The sequence below is a fragment of the Bifidobacterium sp. ESL1130 genome (genome assembly GCF_058507935.1).
This window is the reverse complement of the sequence record NZ_CP196379.1, coordinates 318,753-340,172: the sequence shown is the minus strand read 5'-3', so window position 1 is coordinate 340,172 and position 21,420 is coordinate 318,753. Positions and strand designations below refer to the sequence as shown.

The 21,420-nt window shown below is 57.0% G+C and carries 14 protein-coding genes and 1 pseudogene; 6 read left to right on the top strand and 9 right to left on the bottom strand.

What is annotated here, in order from left to right; genetic code table 11:
• Positions 1 to 23: 23 nt before the first annotated feature.
• The 4 genes and pseudogenes from ACSYSO_RS01205 to dnaK all read right to left on the bottom strand — a co-directional run.
• Positions 24 to 521: pseudogene (locus tag ACSYSO_RS01205) on the bottom strand (heat shock protein transcriptional repressor HspR); the annotation flags it as partial.
• A gap of 71 nt (positions 522 to 592) precedes the next feature.
• Positions 593 to 1,624 carry a DnaJ C-terminal domain-containing protein gene (locus tag ACSYSO_RS01200; protein WP_489760611.1) on the bottom strand — a complete coding sequence of 344 codons (1,032 nt, stop codon included), beginning with the start codon at positions 1,622 to 1,624 and terminating at the stop codon, positions 593 to 595.
• Positions 1,625 to 1,751: 127 nt separating this feature from the next.
• Positions 1,752 to 2,513: a nucleotide exchange factor GrpE gene (gene grpE, locus ACSYSO_RS01195; protein ID WP_489760610.1), complete on the bottom strand. Its 762-nt coding sequence runs from the start codon at positions 2,511 to 2,513 to the stop codon at positions 1,752 to 1,754.
• A gap of 2 nt (positions 2,514 to 2,515) precedes the next feature.
• Positions 2,516 to 4,390 carry a molecular chaperone DnaK gene (gene dnaK, locus ACSYSO_RS01190; protein ID WP_489760609.1) on the bottom strand — a complete coding sequence of 625 codons (1,875 nt, stop codon included), beginning with the start codon at positions 4,388 to 4,390 and terminating at the stop codon, positions 2,516 to 2,518.
• Positions 4,391 to 4,907: 517 nt separating this feature from the next.
• On the opposite strand from dnaK, the gene ACSYSO_RS01185 reads away from it, so the two are divergent.
• A complete protein-coding gene (locus ACSYSO_RS01185) occupies positions 4,908 to 6,422 on the top strand; it encodes a glycoside-pentoside-hexuronide (GPH):cation symporter (RefSeq protein ID WP_489760608.1) in 1,515 nt (504 codons plus the stop codon).
• A 163-nt stretch (positions 6,423 to 6,585) separates the two neighbouring features.
• On the opposite strand, the gene ACSYSO_RS01180 is transcribed toward ACSYSO_RS01185, so the two are convergent.
• From ACSYSO_RS01180 to ACSYSO_RS01160, 5 genes are all read right to left on the bottom strand, one after another.
• Positions 6,586 to 7,365 carry a hypothetical protein gene (locus ACSYSO_RS01180; RefSeq protein WP_489760607.1) on the bottom strand — a complete coding sequence of 260 codons (780 nt, stop codon included), beginning with the start codon at positions 7,363 to 7,365 and terminating at the stop codon, positions 6,586 to 6,588.
• Positions 7,362 to 8,168 (bottom strand): ABC transporter ATP-binding protein, encoded by an 807-nt coding sequence (locus ACSYSO_RS01175; RefSeq protein ID WP_489760606.1) that lies wholly within the window; start codon positions 8,166 to 8,168, stop codon positions 7,362 to 7,364. Before ACSYSO_RS01175 ends, ACSYSO_RS01180 begins: the two co-directional genes overlap by 4 nt.
• Before the next feature lie 58 nt (positions 8,169 to 8,226).
• Positions 8,227 to 9,156, bottom strand: a complete 930-nt coding sequence (locus tag ACSYSO_RS01170; protein WP_489760605.1) for an HAAS signaling domain-containing protein — start codon at positions 9,154 to 9,156, stop codon at positions 8,227 to 8,229.
• A 58-nt stretch (positions 9,157 to 9,214) separates the two neighbouring features.
• Positions 9,215 to 9,655, bottom strand: coding sequence for a PadR family transcriptional regulator (locus ACSYSO_RS01165; RefSeq protein ID WP_489760604.1), 441 nt, complete (start codon positions 9,653 to 9,655; stop codon positions 9,215 to 9,217).
• Positions 9,656 to 9,894: 239 nt separating this feature from the next.
• Positions 9,895 to 11,625, bottom strand: coding sequence for an MFS transporter (locus ACSYSO_RS01160; protein ID WP_489760603.1), 1,731 nt, complete (start codon positions 11,623 to 11,625; stop codon positions 9,895 to 9,897).
• Positions 11,626 to 11,997: 372 nt separating this feature from the next.
• Between ACSYSO_RS01160 and ACSYSO_RS01155 the strand changes: the two genes are divergently transcribed.
• The 5 genes from ACSYSO_RS01155 to ACSYSO_RS01135 all read left to right on the top strand — a co-directional run bounded on the left by ACSYSO_RS01155 (position 11,998) and on the right by ACSYSO_RS01135 (position 21,416).
• Entirely contained in the window at positions 11,998 to 12,273 is a 276-nt protein-coding gene (locus ACSYSO_RS01155) for a glutaredoxin domain-containing protein (RefSeq protein WP_489760602.1), read from the top strand.
• Position 12,274: 1 nt separating this feature from the next.
• Positions 12,275 to 12,802 (top strand): class Ib ribonucleoside-diphosphate reductase assembly flavoprotein NrdI, encoded by a 528-nt coding sequence (nrdI, locus tag ACSYSO_RS01150; protein ID WP_489760601.1) that lies wholly within the window; start codon positions 12,275 to 12,277, stop codon positions 12,800 to 12,802.
• 239 nt (positions 12,803 to 13,041) lie between these two features.
• Positions 13,042 to 15,201, top strand: coding sequence for a class 1b ribonucleoside-diphosphate reductase subunit alpha (gene nrdE / locus ACSYSO_RS01145; protein WP_489760616.1), 2,160 nt, complete (start codon positions 13,042 to 13,044; stop codon positions 15,199 to 15,201).
• A 1,326-nt stretch (positions 15,202 to 16,527) separates the two neighbouring features.
• Entirely contained in the window at positions 16,528 to 19,131 is a 2,604-nt protein-coding gene (locus ACSYSO_RS01140; protein ID WP_489760600.1) for a YhgE/Pip family protein, read from the top strand.
• The gene (locus ACSYSO_RS01135) at positions 19,128 to 21,416 is read left to right on the top strand and encodes a YhgE/Pip family protein (RefSeq protein ID WP_489760599.1); all 2,289 of its coding nucleotides are present in this window, start codon (positions 19,128 to 19,130) and stop codon (positions 21,414 to 21,416) included. Before ACSYSO_RS01140 ends, ACSYSO_RS01135 begins: the two co-directional genes overlap by 4 nt.
• Positions 21,417 to 21,420: the final 4 nt, after the last annotated feature.

The window sequence follows — 21,420 nt, the reverse complement described above, 5'->3', positions numbered from 1 at the left end:
TCAGAGGTCTCGGGACTCCATGGCCGCATGGGCAGCTCGCGCGTCCTGCCACGTACCTCATCACGCCAGTGCCGCGCCTGACGCGAATGCTGAATCTCGGTGATACCACCATCCGCATCAGCGGCGAAAATGCTGGGCTGGGACGCGTTTTTGAGCCGCTGCAGCTCACGAGTGAGCTGCCGGTTCTCCTCTTGCAAGCGCAGGATGTGTGCAATACCCGCCAGGTTGATACCTTCATCCTGACTCAGCCGCTGAGCTTGCACCAGCCGATCAACATCACGCAGCGAGTAGCGACGAGCACCACCCTCAGTGCGCTGCGGAACCACAAGCTCCTGCCGATCATACTGCCGCAGCGTCTGCGGATGAATATTGGCCAGCTGTGCCACCAAGCCTACGCTGAACACAGGCAGATCAATGTCAAAGCCAACATCGTCCGCACCGTCCAAGTCGGCTCTGCGTTCAACCAACGCCACTGCGCATAAACCATACAGCGTGCGCATCTGTTGCGTTACCCGTGCCACTGCTCACCGCCACCTTTCGTCACGTTCCGCGCTTCGCGGCAGATATTTCAACATACCCCTATGAGGTTGAATTATTCACGCTCCTGGGCCACTTGCCCAGCAAAATCAGCGGAATGCTTGTCAAACTCCTTGGCATCATGCTTAAGTTCCATACTTGGCTTTGACGGCACGCGGATTTCCACCCGCCCCACAAGGTCACCATCACGGCCAGGCACACCCTTGCAGCGCACGCGCACTTCGGTTCCGCTCGACGTACCCGCCGGCACGCGGAAGGTTTCCGTTTCACCGTCAAACCCGACGGCTTTCACCCTGGCTCCAGCCACGGCCTGCCCGACCGTCACCGGCAACGGCATCACAATATCGTTGCCCTCCATAGAGAACTTATCGTCCTCAGTCACCGTGATATGCAAATACATGTCACCCGCGGCACCGCCGTTCACACCGGTTTTGCCTTTACCGGGCAAGCGTATCTTCTGACCGCTTTTCACTCCGGCCGGCACATGAGCCTTAAAGGTCCTGCCATCCGCTTTGAGCGAGACGGTAGCTCCCTTTACCGCTTGACGGAACGTCAGCGTGATCTTCGAGTTGCGATCGGCACCGCGCACCGGCTCTTTAGGCTCTTGGTACCCGCGGGCGTCTCCATACTGACTACCCGGTGCGGCACCATATCCGGCACCGGTTCCGCCTGGGGCACCAGAGCCGAACATCGAGAAGATATCGTTCAGGTTCCCCGGCCCGCCGCCGGATGTGGAGAATCGCACGTTTTGTCCGTTCCCGCCGCCGAACATGGAGCCAAACATGTCGGAGAAGGCATCGGAGCTGAATCCGCCTTGTCCCGGGCCCGAACCTCCCGCGAACCGAGCACCGCCCATGCCGAACTGACGGATGGCATCATACTTCTGACGCTCATCTTTATTGCTCAACACATCGTACGCTTCGGAGATATCCTTGAATTTCTCCTCGGCTTCCTTGGTCTTGTTGAGGTCGGGATGATATTTGCGTGCCAATTTGCGATACGCTTTGGTAATGTCACTCTCGCTTGCGTCTTTTTCAACGCCCAAGGTTTTATAAAAGTCTTTGTTTAGCCATTCATTCTCAGCCATTGTTCACCTCTCCAAGGTTCACTATCCCAACCCAACGGGATCTCACCGCCACGTAACAGAAACGGGCACAACTTCTTGCCTTCCCAGCAAGAGAGACTGCGCCCGTCCATGACTTGTACGGAAACCTCTATGCCTGCGGGGAAGCCACCACAACGCGAGCCGCGCGAATCACGCGATCACCGATGCGATACCCTGCTTCCACGACGGCATCGACCGTCTCGCAAGTGGCCTGAGCATCAGGTCTGTGCAGCACGGCCTCATGGCGGGTGGGGTCAAATTCCTCGCCCTTCTCGCCGAACTTCTCTACGCCGAACTTCTCGAAGGCTTTATCGATCTTCGCAGCTACAGCGGTAAAGGATTCATCCATCTCGCTGTGCTCACGAATACGATCAATGTCGTCGAGAGCGGGAAGCAGCGCGGTGAGCACGTCGATAATGCCGTGTTCACGGAAGCGGCTCTGCTCTTTTTGCGATCGGTTGCGGAAGTTGACGAACTCGGCACGCTCACGTTGCAGAGCGTCAAGATACTCAGCGGCTTCCTTTTTGGCCTGCCCTAGGGGAGTCAAAGTATCCCCTTCTTCAGAGACACCCTCACCCTGGCCATCACCTTCGGTTGATGCCGTCTCGTCTTGAGTCGTCTCTGCCACAGATTCCTGACCTGCAGCGTCACCAGCACAGTCGCCCGATGCTGCACTTTCTGCCTCGGCAGCATTCTGGTTCTCGTCAACGTTATCGTCAGACATCTTCACCTCCTGTTCACCGGTCGGCTCAAACCGACTACGAGAGTCTGCCAGAGACCCGTCCGATGCTGCGGCGCTCGGCGCGCGCAGCATCGGATCATCAGGATCCGGCAGATCCCTCAAGTAGTCGTCCTTGTCGAACCCGGACATGGTTACTTGTTGTCCTTATCGTCGTCATCGTCCACGACTTCGGCATCCACCACGTCGTCGTCAGAGGAGGATGCAGCGCCGTCCGAAGAGGCATTTCCTGCGCCAGCGGCATCTTCTGCACCTTGCTGAGCATAGAGAGCCTGGCCGATCTTCTGCGAGGACTCGGTCAGCTTGGTCTGCGCGGACTTGATCTTCTCAATGTCCTCGCCCTTCAGCGTTTCCTTCAGCTCGTTGACGTCGTCGGTGACCTCCTTCACCACGTCGTCCGAAAGCTTGTCCTTGTTGTCGGCAACCATCTTCTCCATCTGGTAGGCGAAGGATTCCGCTTGGTTGCGCGTTTCCGCGTCTTCCTTACGCTGCTTGTCCTCAGCCTCGTGCGCTTCGGCTTCCTTGACCATGCGGTCGATCTCTTCCTCAGGAAGGCTCGAACCGCCGGTGATGGTCATGGACTGTTCCTTGCCGGTGCCCTTGTCCTTCGCGCCGACGTGCACAATGCCGTTGGCATCGATGTCGAAGGTGACCTCAATCTGAGGAACGCCGCGAGGAGCCGGGGCGATGCCAGTGAGCTCGAAGGTACCCAGCGGCTTGTTGTCGCGAGCGAATCCACGTTCACCCTGATAGACCTGAATGAGCACGGAAGGCTGGTTGTCTTCTGCGGTCGAGAAGACTTCCGAACGCTTGGTGGGGATGGCGGTGTTGCGGTCGATGAGCTTGGTCATGACGCCGCCCTTGGTCTCAATGCCGAGGGAAAGCGGAGTCACGTCGATGAGCAGCACGTCCTTGCGGTCACCCTTGATGACGCCGGACTGCACAGCAGCGCCGACAGCCACGACCTCGTCCGGGTTCACGGACTGGTTCGCTTCCTTGCCGCCAGTCAGATCCTTAACCAGATCCTTGACAGCAGGCATACGGGTGGAACCACCGACGAGCACCACGTGGTCGATGTCGTTCACGGAGATGTTCGCATCGCTGAGCACATTGTTGAACGGGGTACGGCAGCGGTTGAGCAGGCCGGAAGTCATCTCCTCGAAGTGAGCACGGGTCAACGTCTCGTCAAGGTGCACCGGAGTGCCGTCGGGAGTCATGGCCAAGTACTGCATCGAAATCGAGGTCTCGGAAGAGCTGGACAGCTCCTTCTTGGCCTGCTCAGCAGCTTCCTTCAGACGCTGCAGCGCAATCTTGTCCTTGGCCAAGTCGACGCCGTACTTGTTCTTCACCTGGCTTACCAGCCAATCAATGATGGCCTGATCCCAGTCGTCGCCGCCGAGCTTGTTGTCGCCGTTGGTGGCCTGCACCTGAATGGTGGCGAAACCGTCGTCGTCCTTGCCGATCTCCAGCAGGGAGACATCGAAGGTGCCGCCGCCCAGATCGAAGACCAGGATGCGTTCGTCTTCCTTGCCCTTCTCCAAGCCGTACGCAAGCGCCGCGGCAGTAGGCTCATTGATGATGCGCAGCACGTTCAGGCCCGCGATCTTGCCCGCGTCCTTGGTGGCCTGACGCTGTGCATCGTTGAAGTATGCCGGGCAGGTAATGACCGCATCGGTGACAGGCTCGCCCAAGTATGCTTCCGCGTCCCTCTTGAGCTTCATGAGAATCTGCGCGGAAATCTCCTGCGGAGTCCACTTCTTGCCGTCAATCTCCACGCTCCAGTCAGTGCCGATGTGGCGCTTGACGGAGCTGATGGTGCGATCCACGTTGGTGACAGCCTGACGCTTGGCCACCTCGCCAACAAGCACCTCACCGGACTTGCTGAACGCTACCACGCTCGGCGTGGTACGAACGCCTTCAGCGTTCACGATGACGGTGGGCTCGCCACCCTCAAGAGTTGCGATGCATGAATTTGTAGTACCCAGATCGATGCCTACTGCACGTCCCATTGTTAATGCTCCTTCTATGTTGAAGTCTCTGTACGGTCTCGCTCGGCTTGGCCCGCACGTCTGTGCAGATGTGACGAACCGATATCCGTTTCACGTTCCAAACCTGAGCCTACATCACTCAACTTTCGATTGTCAACTTTTATTCCCATTTTCCCGAAAGAAAGTTGAGCCAGGGGCACTCATGTTTGAAAAATCGCAGTAAATCTATATTTTCAAAGAAATCGCACATCTTTACACGTCACAATTTCCGCCCAAAGACGAAAATAACCAACCACAGACACACCACCTCTCGCGAACTCCCTTGCAAACGTTCAAAATCCTTCGCCGGTACAGATATTCGCAGCACAACATTCCAAATGTTAACTGAACAAAAATTAACACAACTTTTCATTTTCACTCAATTTTTGAGTTATGATATGCACACGACTTTCACACAGGGCAATGCAGCTGCCGAAAGTCGAGCACGCTGATCCACGCTCGTGAACGAACACTTGCGTAGAGACACACGAGGAGAACAATGAACAAGTTCAAGCAATCAATATCGTATGCGGCCGGCGCGTTCGGCCACGACGCCTTCTACGCGGCATTCGCCACGTATTTCGTCACGTTCGTCACCAGCCAACTTCTGGAAGACAAAGACGGCGGCCAAAGCAACGTATGGCTTATCGGAACCATCACCACACTGATGGTGACCATCCGCATCATTGAAATCTTCTTCGACCCGCTCATCGGTGCCCTCATCGACAACACCCACACCCGCTGGGGCAAGTTCAAGCCTTGGATCATGGGCGGGGCAATCGTCAGCTCACTGGGATTGGTACTGCTGTTCACCAACTTCTTTGGGCTGACCGAATCAAGCCCCGTGCTGTACCTCATCCTCTTTGTGATTGTGTTCGTCATCGTAGACTTCACCTACTCCGCAAAGGATGTGGCGTTCTGGGGCCTGCTGCCTTCGCTGAGCCTCGAGTCGTCGGACCGCACCAACATCGGCACCGTAGCCCGCTTCGGCTCGACCTTGGGATCGACCGGCGTAGCCATCGTGCTCGTACCCATCAACGTCTGGTTCTCCCAACATTTCGCAGGAACCACCGGTGACACACAAACACGCACCGGCTGGCTCGCCTTCGCCATCATCATCTGCGCCGTCTCGCTCATCGGTTCCTTCCTCACCTGCTGGGGCACCAAAGAAGGCGAAAGCGAGATTCGCAAGAACACCAAGAGAACCTCGTTCAAGGACATCTTCCACATCCTGAGTTCCAACGACCAGCTCATGTGGGTATGCGCCTCCTACCTGCTCTTTGCGCTGGGCTGGAGCGTGGCCAGCTCGCTGCTCGTATACTACTTCCGCTACGTGCTCGGCCATCCCGAGGCATATTCCGCAGTAGGCGTCATCCAAGCCATCCTGGGTATTCTCTCGGTTGTCTCATTCCCCACCCTGCAGAAAATGTTCACCCGCAAGCGCGTGCTCGTCGGTTCCATCATCGTGATGATCGTCGGCTTCGTATGCCTCTTCCTGAGCGGCAACAACGTAACGATGGCACTCATTTCCACTGGCGTGCTCTACGTAGGTCAGCCGCTCATCTTCCTCTCCGTGCTGATGACCATCACGGATTGTGTGGAGTACGGCCAGCTCAAGAACGGTGTACGCAACGAGTCCGTCACCCTTACCGTGCGGCCATTGCTCGATAAGCTCGGCGGCGCAGTAGCCAACGGCGTGGTGAGCATCGCCGCCATCGCCGCAGGCATGACCGGTTCCGCCACAGCCGCCGACATTTCCGCCAGCGGGGTTGCGACCTTCAAGGTCTACATGCTCTACGCGCCCGCCATTCTCATCATCATCTCCGCAGTCATTTTCTCCGCCAAAGTGACGCTCACCGAGAAGAAGCACAGTGAGATTGTGAAGCAACTCGAAGAGAAGTTCGACAACAAGGACACGGCAGCCGCAGGAGACAGCGAAGCTGTTGCCGCCGACACAAGCGCCACCGACAGCGGAAACGCTGCCCCAGCGTCACAAGCTGCCACGAAAGCCTAGCCAAACATAGGAAATTCACAAGATGCCTGACCGAGTGCTGCACTTGGGTCAGGCATCTTGCATGTCAGGAGATCTGCAGACCACAGCCCCCCCCCACGCAACCATCGTCCGCACGTGAATCAGCCACAAGGACCATGCACATCAATCAGCCGCCAGCCCGCAACTATTTGATGTAACTCAATTTCAGCCGAGGCACTACGAACCGGCGGCCAGCGAGCGCCAGGATCAGCACCACCACATTGGCAATCACAGGGGCCGCCCGCACCGTACTTTGCGCCGTCACCGTCGTTGAAGCAGACCCATCCCAAACCATTACCGGCAGAATATTGACAAACTGACTCGCCCCCGCAAACTCAGAATTCACGCCAATCGCAAAGTCAACTCCGTTTGAACGCACCGCCGGCAGCAGAACCACACACCCCTGAATCACACTGAACCCCACATACATCAACAGCGCCGCCACTGCAGAGACCACTGGCGACCGGAATACGGCCGCCACACACGACACCACAGCCACCATGCCCAATGCCGCAGCAATACCCAGCAGCCGCGACCCCAAATCGTAGCAAGCCACACCCGGAACCGCAGATGTTTCAACGCCACTGGACGACAACGCATGCCAAGTGAAGGGAAACTCGACAAGTGTGGCTGCCAGCAGTATCACTGCATACGCACCCACTTTGACGTCAAGACCTGCCAACGGCCCTTGCGGAAGCGTCAACAGGAAATAATCATTGCCCCCATTGGCATAACGGTACAACTCCCACGCAAAGAAACAAAACAGCACACACCAGTCCACCATGCGCACCATGCTCGCCACTGAAACCGCCACCATTTGACCGTTCGCCGCCACATTCACCACATCACATGCCAGCAGCACCGCAATGGCACCAAGTGATGGCGCCACATACCGGCGCAGCTGAATCAACACCTCGGCAATCATGACCGCTCCTCAACCTCATAGTGACTCATATGGTCCTTAAACGCCTGTTCCAGACTGCCGGATTGAGCACGGAACGTCTCCACCGGACCACTGGCTATGATGTGACCGCCCTCAATCATGATGACTTTGGAAAACACCGATTCCACTTCCGCAATGATGTGCGTGCTCATAAGAATGGTCGCACCATCGCCCGCCGCTTGGACTATCACCTCCAGCAGCTTGTCTCGCGTATACGGGTCCACGGCAGCAAGCGGCTCGTCCAACACATACAGCGGGCAACGGCGCGCAAACGACAGCACCAAGTGCAACTGTTCGCACTGGCCTTTCGAGAATGTGCCGATCGGACGGTCGAACGGCAACTTCAGCCAACGCACCAAACGATGTGCTTTGGCCTCATCGAAATCCTCATACCGCCGCACAAACTGGCATATGCATGAGGCCGCCGAGAGGAAAGGATACAGGTACGGTGCATCCGGAACATAGGCGATGCTGGCAGATGCCGGAGCACTTAACGTGCCAGAGAACCGGTTCGACATGCCGGCGAGCACTCTGATAAGCGTTGTCTTACCTGCACCGTTGGGGCCGAACAAGCCGATGACATTGGCGCCGCCCATTGAAGGAGTCTTGCCTGCGCTTGTGGTCGAAGCGCAGGAATCATAACCATTACGAGCGTTTTGCCCGACGTCCGGCCGCTGCAACGAGAAACTTACGTTCGGCACGTCCACAACCACACGCCTGCCGTAGCGCACCGAGAAATTCTCGAATCTGACTAGGTCCTCGCTATCAATACGATGTGCACCCATGATCACCCCTAATATATACGTATGCCTTACTGCGTTACCGCCCTACTGCGTTACCGCGTTACCGCCTGGCGGATATTGCATTCGCTATGTTGATCTCACCAAAAGGAAGACGCTGATTGAGTGCAGTGATGTCAAACCCGGCCAGCGCAAAACCGATAAGAAAGACCGCGATGCCGACCGTCAGCAACACAGCGGCCCTCAACCATTCCCGGCGCGTCATAGACCAACGGCGCCGCTTCTTGTCCCGGTTGTCTCCTTGACGCCGAGATCCGTCATGTCGCAGCGCATCCCCATCCCCGCGCTTGATGAACAGCATCAATATTCGCTGCACCACCTGCCAGGAAATCCTCGCAAAGAACACGGTAACCGAGAGTACGGGGGACACAAACAGCGCCGTCAATGCCAGCAATGTCAAGCCCGCACCCAGCATCATCAGCATGAAGACAACGTTCCCACGAAACAGCCCCCACACCGCAGCGGCAATGCCGAACAATCCAGCAGCGAACCCTGAAACCAGTACGCTCCACACCAGCAGTGCGACCATCCAGATCAAGACATACACGCATAAACCCAGCGCCACAACCGAGAAAAGAGCCGACGCCCAGAAGGGCGAAGCAAGCACCAGCAGCACCCAGAAAACCGGATCGCTCAGGCGAGCACCCCACGATAGCGTTCGCGGGACTACCGGCAACTCGGCAATAATAGAGGCCGCAGCAGCCTCCGGAGATTCCATGCCCGCAATGATTTCGGCCTCAGCCAACGCAGCCCCGCGCGGCAGCGGTACCACAGCAGACGGCGCATCTCCGGGCAACAACGACGGGTTCGGCTGCACATTGAGGGAAGACTCACACAGGTCACTGATAATCTCGTCGTAATATCTGAGCGCATCTCGCCGCTCTCGCCTAGGGCAACGACGTAACGCCCGGTTGAGTCGCCCCAAGTATTCACGTTTGGTGCGCGGCTGGCCTAATTCATCTTTCGTGCCCATATTTCCGTTTGAGACACAAGCACCACCAAGCCCCATTTCCCGTTGCACATGCATGCCCTCACCTCTTATCAAGCGAATACGGAGTGCGAGCGTCATCGCTGCCAGCCGCTTGTTCCCTGCGATGTTCAACCGCCGCTACAGAGGCCTGAAGCTCACCGTCGGCACCACTCTCATCCTGCATGCCAGCGAGCGCGCCACCGGTTTGCACAAAGTCATAGACGGCACGCACTTGGGAGCGACTCTCCAAAAATCGCGCAATACGTTCGACGCCCGATGGCGTGATGCTGTAGTAGCGCCGCAATCTGCCATTATGCTGAGCGGAACGCTGAGAAACAAGACCGTCAGAGGCGAGACGACGCAGCACCGGATACAGTGTGGATTCTGTCATGCCCAAGGATTCCGGCAAGCGTTTGACTATTTCATACCCATACGATTCTTGCCTGCGTACCACGGCAAGCACGCACGCCTCGATAAGACCATGTTTCAACTGCGAATCCACATTTCCCTGCTTTCAACGACTCTCGTCAGCCTTTTCCATACTACGCAATAGCATATACTATATATTACATAGTATATGTACGCAAGCCGCCCCTCTGGAAAATATTTCAACCCTCGCCACCCGCGCCACCCTGCACCATCATCCGCACACGCGACAATTACGTTCGCTTCCCATATGCAAACTGCCGCCACACCGAATCGCTCGGCGCGGCGGCAGCCCCATAAAGTTCAGTACAGCATTTAGCGCTCTGCACCGCGCTTTACCACACGCGCAATCCATACCGAAGCAAGCAGACCAATCAGCAGCATCACTATCGACGACGCCAACGTCCACTGCCCTGCCTCAATGAAACCGCTCCGCAATTCCTCAACCACCTGCGGCCCAAGAGACCCAAGACGGCCATGCGTACCCTGCGCGGCAATGCCTGGAATCACCGAACCAGCCGAGTCACTGAGTGAAGCAGTAAGCCCAATCACCGCACCGGCCGGAAGACCAGATATCGCCACAAGCTTGGCCGGCACAATACGACCTATGGCAATGGCCAACACGGCACCCGCCACCGCCGAGCCCACACCCGTACCCAGCTGACGCACCATGGACTGCGTGGCCGATCCTTCTCCCGACTGAGCCACAGGCACCCCCGAAAGCACAAGGCTGGTCAACTGCGCCGAAGCCAAGCCCAATCCAAAGCCATAAAGCAACATAGACACCAGCATCGCAATCACCGGCACCCCAGGATTCATCAACACCAGCGTGCCCACCACACCAAGCGTCTCCAACACCAACCCCAGCTGCACCGTTCCCGCCGCACCAAGCTTCTTCGTGAACGCACGCGCCAACGCACCGGAAACAATAGACCCCAGCCCCATGCTCGCCACCAGAGCGCCGGTGGCCATCATCCCCAAGCCACGCGCATTGATGAGATAGAGAGGCAGCACAAAGATGACCGCGAACTGACCGGCAGCAATAGCACAAGCGGCAATGTTGCCCAAGCTGAACGTAGGGATATGGAAGAGCGTCAGATCAAGCATGACCGGCTTACCCTTGGCGGCGCGACCGTTTTCGGTATGGATGAACAGAGCGAAGAAGAGCACGCCCAGAACGATGCAGATAGGGATGACCGAAACCGGCCACGATTGACCCCATTCGAAGCCACCAATGGAAAACTTGCCGACTGGTTTCCACCATCCATACGTTTCGCCTTCGATGAGACCAAAGATGAGGAACGCCGCCCCCAGCGCAGAAAGAGCCACTCCCGCCGGATCCGCAAAACGTTGCTTACTTGCGCCACCAGTGCTACCCGCAGCGACCGCAGCAGTGCCGGCAGGCGCAGGGCGACGAGCCACGCCACCGGTCTGCGGCACAAAGAAAATGGCGCCGATAAAGACAATAAGACCCAACGGCAGGTTCACCAAGAATATCCAGCGCCAGCCAATGGTGGAAGTGAACAGACCACCAAGCAGCGGCCCCACAGCCGCGGCAGCGCTCATCACCGAACCCCACACACCAAACGCGATAGCCCGATTTTTGCCTCGGAACGACGCCGAAACCGTCGAAAGAGTGGACGGCATAACAAGCGCGCCACCAACAGCTTGCACCGCACGCGCCGCCAACAGCAACGCCACGCCATGCGAGCATGCTGCCGCAATGGAACCGGACACGAAAATCACCACGCCCACCTGCAGCGTCGTCTTGCGCCCACGAATATCCCCAAGCTTACCGAACGGCAGCAGTAACGCAGCAAGAACGATGTTATAGAGCGACGTAACCCACTGCGCATCAGTCAGATCGATGTGAATCTCACGAATCATGGTAGGCATGGCCACATTGACAATGGAACTGTCCAGCACAATCATTGCCAGCCCAAGCGCCAGCACCCATAGCGCATTCCACGGAGCCGGCTGAGCGTCATCCTTTGGCGTTTCTTTGATTTTCGCACCCTCAGAGGGCTGTATATCATCACTCATCATACCTCGATCCGTTTCTCCTCTGCAGCGCACACAGTAGAATTCGGCGCCCTAATCCCTCGAGCCTATACGACGGCACCGCAGACCGCAAGCGGCGGAGCAATACGCACTCTCAGCAAACTCTATAGCCCCGTTTGTCTATTTATGACACCCCTTTTTAGGCATCTAAAATTCGTAGTGTGACCTCTGCTACATTAGACCAGTTTCACCTAACTTGGATTTTCCGCGCAGGCACTAGGGAACCTTGGATTACGCCACTATATGTAGTGTTCGACGGTGCGACACGACACTACAAACAGTGTTTTCTTTGGAAGCCCACCCGTGTAGGCTATGTACTTGAACACGATAAAGCAAGAACAAACCATGGAGGCCACGATGACTGTAACCGTATTTTCCAAACCGCATTGCCCGCAATGCATGGCCACCATGCGCCAGATGAAGCGTCAGAACATTGCGTTCGAGACCGTCAACCTGGCAGAGAACCCGGAAACGCTCAAGCAGCTCATCGAAGCGGGCTATCAGCAGGCACCCATCGTCATCACGCCCAACGCCTCATGGAGCGGTTACCGCCCAGACCTCATCCGCGAGCTCGGCGACGGGACCGAACAGTCCTCCACCATCAACAAACAAGCTGAGGAAGTGCTGGCCTGACATGACGCAAGACAACCAAGCAGCCACTGCAGCGGAGATTGATTCCACGGCATCCGTCTCCCCCAGTGCACCGGAACATCCCGCACAGGGCGAGCACATCGGCTCGGTTGTCTACTTCTCGTCAACCTCCGGCAACACGGCACGGTTCGTGGAAGCCTGCGGATTCCCCGATGAGGGCATCAATGTGTACCGCATCCCGCTGCGCCCCAAAGAAGCGCCGCTGGAAGTGCGCGAACCATATATTCTTATTGTGCCCACGTACGGCGGAGGCAACATCGCCAAAGCAATACTGCCGCAAATTCGCAAGTTCCTGAACGGACACGAGAACCGCAGCTTCATTCGTGGCGTCATTTCCTCCGGCAATCGCAACTTTGCCGATGCGTTCTGCGCAGCGGGAGACATCATCTCCCGTAAGTGCCACGTGCCGTTCATGTACAACTTCGAGCTGCTTGGCACGCCAGACGACCACCGCCAGGTGCGTGAAGGCGTCAAAGACTTCTTCCTGCAGGCGCAGAAGAACGAACAATAACCGCGCCGCGCAAGCGCAAGATGCATCAACGCAGGCACGCTGCGCCAGTACTTGACACTGCGGCAATGCACCAAAATTCGCGGTGAGCCAAGCCGCGCAGAGCGGACGCGTACCCTTGAAACGCGCAAACCGCCACCAATATTTCAATATCGATTCACAATCAGGGCCGCCGGACCATTCCGGCGCCACACACCGAAAGGGAACACCAACCAATGGCCATCAACGACAGCGCGCTGGACATGGACAACACCAGCGAAGCCGAGGCGTTCGACCCGGAGCACGACTACCACTCGCTCAACGCGATGCTGAACCTCTACGACGAGAACGGTCAGATTCAGTTTGATGCCGACGTGGAAGCCGAGCGCGCCTACATCGAGAGCCACGTGGAGCCCAACACCATGCACTTTGCCTCCACGGCCGAGCGCATCAAATACCTCGAAGACAACCTGTATTACAACAAGGCCGTCTTCGACCAGTACTCCGCAGAGTTCCTCGACAAGTTCTACCAGCACATCGACTCCTTGGGCTTCGAGTTCGAAACCTTCCTTGGTGCCTTCAAGTTCTACCGCTCCTACGCGTTGAAGACCTTTGACGGCAAGCAGTATCTCGAGGACTTCCCCCAGCGCAGCGGCGCCGTGGCACTCGAACTCGCCGCCGGCGATGAAGACGCAGCCATCAAGTACGCAGACGAGATCATCTCCGGCCGCTTCCAGCCCGCCACCCCCACCTTCCTGAACTTGGGCAAGGCGCAGCGCGGTGAGCCGGTAAGCTGCTTCCTGGTGCGAGTGGAAGACAATATGGAATCCATCTCACGCGGCATCAACTCCGCGCTGCAGCTGAGCAAGCGCGGCGGTGGTGTGGCACTTCTGCTCACCAACCTGCGTGAACAGGGCGCCCCCATCAAGCACATCGAGAACCAGTCCAGCGGCATTGTGCCCGTCATGAAGCTGCTTGAGGATTCCTTCTCCTACGCCAACCAGCTGGGCGCACGCCAAGGCGCCGGTGCAGTGTACCTCAACGCTCACCACCCCGACATCCTGCGTTTCCTTGACACCAAGCGCGAGAACGCCGATGAGAAGATTCGCATCAAGTCCCTGGCTCTTGGCGTGGTCATCCCCGACATCACGTTCGAACTGGCCAAGCGCAAAGAGAAGATGGCGCTCTTCTCCCCCTACGACGTGGAGCGCGTGTACGGCAAGCCATTCGCCGACATCTCCGTGACCGAGAAGTATGACGAGATGCTCGCCAACGACGAGATTCACAAGACCTACATCGATGCCCGCGAGTTCTTCATGACCCTGGGCGAGGTGCAGTTCGAGTCCGGTTACCCATACATTCTCTTCGAAGACACGGTCAACAAGGCCAACCCCATTGACGGCCGCGTCACCATGAGCAACCTGTGCTCCGAGATTCTGCAGGTCCAGGAACCCAGCACCTACAACGACGACCTGAGCTACGACCACATCGGCCGCGACATCTCCTGCAACCTCGGTTCCCTCAACATCGCCAAGGCGATGGACGGCGGCTTGGCAGATCCGGTCGAGGCAGCCATCCGCGCACTCACCTCGGTTTCAGACCAGACTCACATCGACTCTGTGCCGTCCATCAAGCGCGGCAACGACGAAGGCCACGCCATCGGTCTGGGTCAGATGAACCTGCACGGCTTCCTAGCACGCGAGCACATGCACTACGGCAGCGAAGAGGCACTGGACTTCACCGACATGTACTTCATGACGGTGGCCTTCCACGCCTACAAGGCTTCTCACAGCCTGGCAGTGGAGCGCAACACCAAGTTCGCCACTTTCGACAAGTCCGATTACGCCAAGCCTGCAGGTGCCGGCAACTACTTCGACAAGTACACCGATGGCAGCCGTTCGCTTGAACCGCGCACGCAGGCCATCAAGGATCTCTTCGAGCGTTTCGGCATCGCCATTCCTACAGTCTCTGACTGGGAGCAGCTGCGTGACGAGATTCTGCGCGACGGCATCTACAACGAGTACCTGCAGGCCGTGCCGCCCACCGGTTCGATCTCCTACATCAACCACTCCACGAGCTCGATTCACCCGATCGCCTCGAAGATCGAGATCCGCAAGGAAGGCAAGGTGGGTCGCGTCTACTACCCGGCTCCCTACATGACCAACGACAACCTCGACTACTACGAGGATGCCTACGAGGTCGGTTGGAAGAAGACCATCGACACGTACGCCGAGGCCACTCAGCACATCGATCAGGGCCTGAGCCTGACGCTCTTCTTCCCTGCCGAAGTGACGACCCGCGACCTGAACAAGGCACAGATCTACGCTTGGCGCAAGGGCATCAAGACGCTCTACTACATCCGCATCCGCCAGCAGGCGCTGGAAGGCACGGAAATCGAAGGCTGCGTTAGCTGCCAGCTGTAAGGCTCTCAGTAGAAGCTCATACTGCACAGTGGATTTCCAAGTATGCGCCGAATGGCGTGGTAACGCCTGCAGTATGAGCTGAACTACAATTGGCCCTGTGACAACCTTATTGGGTTGGCACAGGGCCAATCTAGTATCAACACGTTCTTCAGCACAGCACCTTTCAACACACCATTTCTCAACACGAATTTCTCAGCGCACCATTCCTCAACACAAACCTCCCGCGTAACATCTTTTAGCACGATTCTCCCAACGCAAGATCTCCCAACGCAACATCCCTCAACACGCCATTTATCAACGCAAGATCTCCCAACACGAATGTCTCAGCACAGCATCCCTCAGTGCAACATTTCTCAGTGCAAGACCTCTCAAGACGAACCTCCCGCTCAGCATCTTTCAACACGAACCTATCAGCACAGCATTTCTCAGCGCAACATCTTTTCAGCACGATTCTCCCAACGCCATATCACCCAATTAAGCCACGTTTAGTTCCCATATCCCAAGTAATGAGCGAGCTACACATATATGAAAACACTCGATTCCCTCATCAGCAAGCGACGCTTCTGACGCGCACAACGCACTGACCGCTACAAAGCCGCCGCTCATACACGTCCAGCGTCGGTTCAGTCGCAATTACTCTGCCTTACGCAACAGAACCGACTCCCGCGCACACTCAACGACGCTTTAACCGCAACCGCCCCCACCTAACGCAACCAAACCGACACCCATCAACATTCAGCGACGGTTTAGCCGCAATCACCCCGCAGCACGCAACAGAACCGACGCTGAATACACGTAAACGACGGTTCTATTGCGCACAACGCATCCAAAGCAACAAAACCGACGCTGAGCGCCGGCAAGCGACGGCTTGGTTGCTTTTACCATGCCACGCGCTACGAAACCGACGCTCATACACGCTCAGCGACGGTTTAGCCGCAGCCACCATACCCAACGCAGCAAAGCCGACGCTCATGAAAGTTTAGCGTCGGTTCAGTTGCGATTGCTCTGCCTCACGCAACCAAACTGACGGCCCATACATGCCCAGCAACGGTTTAGACGCAATCACCCCACCAACGCAACAAAACCGACGCTCATGAACGTTTAGCGTCGGTTCAGTTGCGATTGCTCTGCCTTACGCGACCAAACCGACACTCACGCGCGACAAACCGATGCCCGCGTCTTGGCAATGACCGCCCTCTACCCCAACAATTGTGCCACAAGCAAAAAGAGCGGCTTCTCAGCAGTCGTGCGTCGTATCCCTCCCAGCCCGCATGTTAAGGTGACCGAGGACGCTCAAAGAGTTGGCACTGAAGGTTGGAGGCCAGTATGAGGCGCGCATTTGCGGTGGTGCGCCGGGACTTGAAGCGTATGCTCAAGGTTCCGGCGGCCTGGATTATCCTATTCGGGCTTGTGTTCATCCCTCCGCTCTATGCATGGTTCAACATCGCCGGATTCTGGAACCCGTACGGCAACACCGACGGCATCAACGTCACCGTAGTCAACAACGACCGCGGCACCTCCTCACCGCTCACCGGCAGTATGAACTTAGGGAAACAAATCACCGGTCAGTTGAAGGCCAACCATCAGCTGGGCTGGAATTTCGCCGATGAAGACGAAGCCATGCGCAGAGTGGAATCAAGCGAAAGCTACGCCGCCATCATCATTCCCAAGGATTTCAGCTCGCGCATGGCAGGCGTGGTCGCCGGCAAGGAAAACCGCCCTAAACTCGAATATTACGTGAACGAGAAAGCCAACGCCCTCGCCCCGCGCATGACCGACACCGGTGCCTCCACCGTAGAAACCCAGGTCAATGAAACCTTCGTATCCACTGTCAGCAAAGTGGTTTCAGATACACTCAACAATGCCAACAGCAGCATCTCACAGGCGAGCAATACCGCCACAGCACAAACCATTGACGATCTGACCCATGTGCAGAGCACCGTGACTGCGCTGCATAACGATATTGCCGACCTCAAGACCAGCTTGGATTCCATCCCTTCCAACACCACCAAGGCAAGAGGTAGTCTGGCAGAGTTGAACCGGCAAGGCACTCAAGCAGGCAAAGATCTCAAACAAGCATCCACCGCCATCACCGACTCACAGCAAGCGCTCAACGACTTCTCCGCACATGCCGGCCCCACACTCGACGAAAGCGCAAACTTGCTCTCCAACGCCACGCAGAAAGGGAATATGGCGGTCAACTCGGTGGCAGGCGGGCTGAGCGTTGCCAACAGTACCGTGTCATCGTCGCTGGCGAGCGCCAGAACCATCGTTGCCAACAACACCAAACTCATCTCGCAGCTGGAAAGCCTCAACCTGCCCAACGGCAGCACCCTCGTCTCCAAACTCAAGCAGCAGAACACGCAGCTGAACGATTCAATCAATGCGCTCACCCAGCTGAACAACGACAGCGGCACAGCTCTCACCGACACGCAGAATACCGCAAACAGCATCACCACCGCCGCGCAGACCACGCTCGACCAAACCAGCAAAGCACGCCGAGCGCTCATGTCGGGCGCTCTGCCCAAACTCAGCACAGGGTTGAACTCACTGGCGTCAAGCGCATCACAGGTCGGCTCAGGCCTGGAATCACAACGTTCCCTTATCTCGCAATCCACGCTGGTGCTTGACGAGCTCGACAGAGCGGTCGCCAATGCCGAGAGTGCGCTCGATGGTACCAGTTCAGGACTGGACACCATATACAACCAGCTGGGCACGCTCATCACCGACATTCAGGCGATAAGCGCTTCGTCCACACTTGAGGGAAGCGGGCTGCTCGGCAAAGTCACCGGCTCGAACGGCGAGCTCGACACCGCCAAGGTCGCTTCATTGATGCTTTCACCAACCGTGCTCGACACCAAAGTGGTGTATCCGGTCAAGACATACGGCTCGGGAATGGCGCCGTTGTTCACCAATCTGACATTGTGGGTGGGCGCGTTCATGCTGGTGGTGCTGCTCAAGCTGGAGGTGGACGACGATGAGATTGAAGGGCTCACATCGGCGGAACGGTACTGCGGAAGATGGATGTTGCTCGCTCTTATCGGCGTGATGCAAGCCGTCGTCACGGTACTGGGCGAGCTCATCATCGGCGTGCAATACCAGAGTGCACCCATCTTCATCCTGACCGCCATACTGGCCTCCCTGGTGTACGTGAGCATCACCTACGCGCTTTCCACCACGTTCATGCATGTGGGCAAGGCGCTGTGCGTGGGGCTGCTGATCGTACAGATCCCCGGCACTTCCGGCCTGTACCCTATCGACATGGTACCGGGATTCTTCCACGCGATGTATCCTTTCTTCCCCTTCACCTATTCCATCAACGCTTTGCGCGAGACCATCGGCGGGTTCTACCGCTACGATTGGGGCATCAACATGGGCAAGTTGCTACTGTTCGGCGTGCTGTTCTTCGTGGCGGGCATGGCTCTGAAACCGCTGATGGGCAACGTGGCGCAACTGGTCGACCGCGAACTCAAGGCCAGCGACATCATCGTTTCAGAGACCCCGCTGCATAAACCTAACGAGTATCCGCTGTCCCAGGCAGTGCGGGCGCTGGCGGACAACGAAGAGTACCGCGAGTCCATAACCGAGCAGGCCAAGCGTTTCGTTCGTCTGTACCCCAAGCTCATTCATGGTGGATTGGCCGTAGGCCTCGTGATACCGGCCGTGCTGGCGCTGGTCTTCTCGCTCACCACCAGCGCCAAGGTGTTTGTGCTGGTGGCCTGGATCGTGTGGTTCCTGCTTGTCATCATCTTCTTGCTCACCGTGGAGGTGATGCGTGACAGCTTGATGCGCCAAGTGCGTTTGGGCTCGCTGGACGAGCGGGATGTGCGCGAGATGATCAACGATTACCACAAATCCAAGCGTCGCAGGCCGCACGGGAAAACAACCGAGAGAGCCGTGCCGCAAACGCAGGAAGGAGACGCACAATGAGGACCATGTGGAAACTGTTCACTGGCGATGTACGCAGAATGACCTCCAACGTCGTCTCCATTATCATCATGATCGGTCTCGTGGTCATTCCGCCGCTGTTCACCTGGTTCAACGTGACAGCCAGCTGGGATCCGTTCGGCAACACTCGAAACCTGAAATTTGCCGTAGCCAACACGGACAAGGGCTACAAAAGCGATTTGGTGCCCATCAAAATCTCCGTGGGCGATCAGGTGGTCAGTCAGCTGCATGAGAACAGCCAATTGGACTGGACGTTCACCAGCAAAGACGAAGCCATCGAAGGCACAAAGTCCGGCGAATACTACGCAGCGGTGATTATTCCATCCGATTTCAGCAAGACCATGATGACGCTGTTCTCTCCCGGAGCCAAACACGCCACACTTGGCTATTACACGAACGAGAAAAAGAACGCAGTGGCATCCAAGGTGACCGGTCAGGGCGCCGACAGCATTGCCAAGCAGGTAAACCAGATGTTCTCGCAGACCATCACTACCGCCGCGCTCGCAGTGGCCTCGGGTCTGATCGACGAAATGAACGAGCCGCAAGCCAAGCAGCGCATGAGTTCGTTCAGCACCAATATCACCGACTTTTCAACCCAACTCACCCAAGCTGCAGCCAATGTGCACGCTTACGGTTCACTCACCACCGCCGCCACCGGGCTGTTGGAAGATTCGAATCAGCTGCTTCACACTGCCAACAGCGATGCAAAACACGCATCAAAGCAGCTCAGCGGCACCGGTTTAAATGTCAAAGATGCAACTAGCGCGCTTGATCTCGCAACAGCAGCAACAACCAATGCGCTCAGCGCGAGCACATCCAGCTACACCGCTGTGCGCAACAACGTGGACCAGGCGTTTGCTTCCACTGGGAAAATGGCCGGTGACCTCTCAGAGAGCCTGCGCAAGCAAGCTGGGCTGGTGGGCAAACAGGTTGGGCAATACCAACAAGTCCGCACCGCTCTGGCGGCCCTGCACACCGACGACCCCGCCGGCTTACATGCTGTGCTCGCCGCCTTGGATGCTGTCATCGATCAGCAGAACGACTTGCAGCACTCGCTTGAGCGCACAGCCAACTCGTTGGCCAGCACCAACGCCGACGCGCAAAAACAGCATGATGAAATCATCACGCTCACCAAACAGGCGCAAAACAACATCACTGAGCTCAACACCAATCTGAGCGATACCCTAAAGCCTCAAATCAAGAAGATTTCAGGTACATTGAGCCAGGTCAACACGATTCTGGGACAGAGCGCGGGAACACTTGACGACAATCTGGACACCCTCGATTCCACCACCGGGAAGGCCGCCGGCAAGCTCACTTCCACACAGCAGCAGCTGAACGAAATCTCACAATCGCTCATCACAGCCAGCGACCGCCTCTCTGACTTCAACACCAAACTGGTTCAGGCGCTGAACAGCGACGACATGAGTCAAGTGAAGAAACTGCTGAGCGGCGATACCGAACAGCTGTCCGGAACGCTGGCCGCTCCCGTTGAGCTCGAACGCAATGCCGTCTACCCTGTAGAGAATTTCGGCACATCACTCACACCGTTCTACACGTTCATCCCGCTGTGGGTAGGGTCGCTGCTCATGGCATTGACGCTGCAAACCACAGTTTCACGTAAAACCAAGCGTCAACTGGCTCAGGAACGCACCGGTTGGCATTGGGCGCATGTTCGCGCAAAACAAGCACGCCGAGACCGCGATAACGACCTTGATAAGACGGCCAGTCTGACGGTCGATCAGGCCGGTACACTGTTCGATGAGCCGAAATCCTACCAACTCTTCCTCGGCAGGTTCGGCATTTTCACACTGATATCGCTGATGCAGAGTACGGCATCGTCCGCCGGCACACTGCTGTTCCTGCGAGTTCACGCCGTTCACCCGTTGCTGTTCATGTTCTCCGCCTGGGTTTCGGGACTGGTGTACGCCTTCATTATTTACACTCTGGTTGCCTGCTTCGGCACCATCGGCAAAGCAGTGTCGGTCATCATTCTTGTCATGCAGGTTTCCGGATCTTCTGGATCGTACCCCCTACAGGTGCTGCCGAAGTTCGTGAGTGCAGTCAATCCGTTCCTGCCGGCAACTCACTCCATTCAGGCTGCTCGCGCCGCTATAGCGGGCATATACGACGGGGATTACTTCAAAGAGCTGGGTATACTGCTTATCTTTGCCTCCGTAGCACTTGTTATCGGACTGGTCACACCGAAACCGACGAAGCTGAATACATGGTTCAACAAGGGAGCCGAGCGCACCAAGCTGATTTGATGGG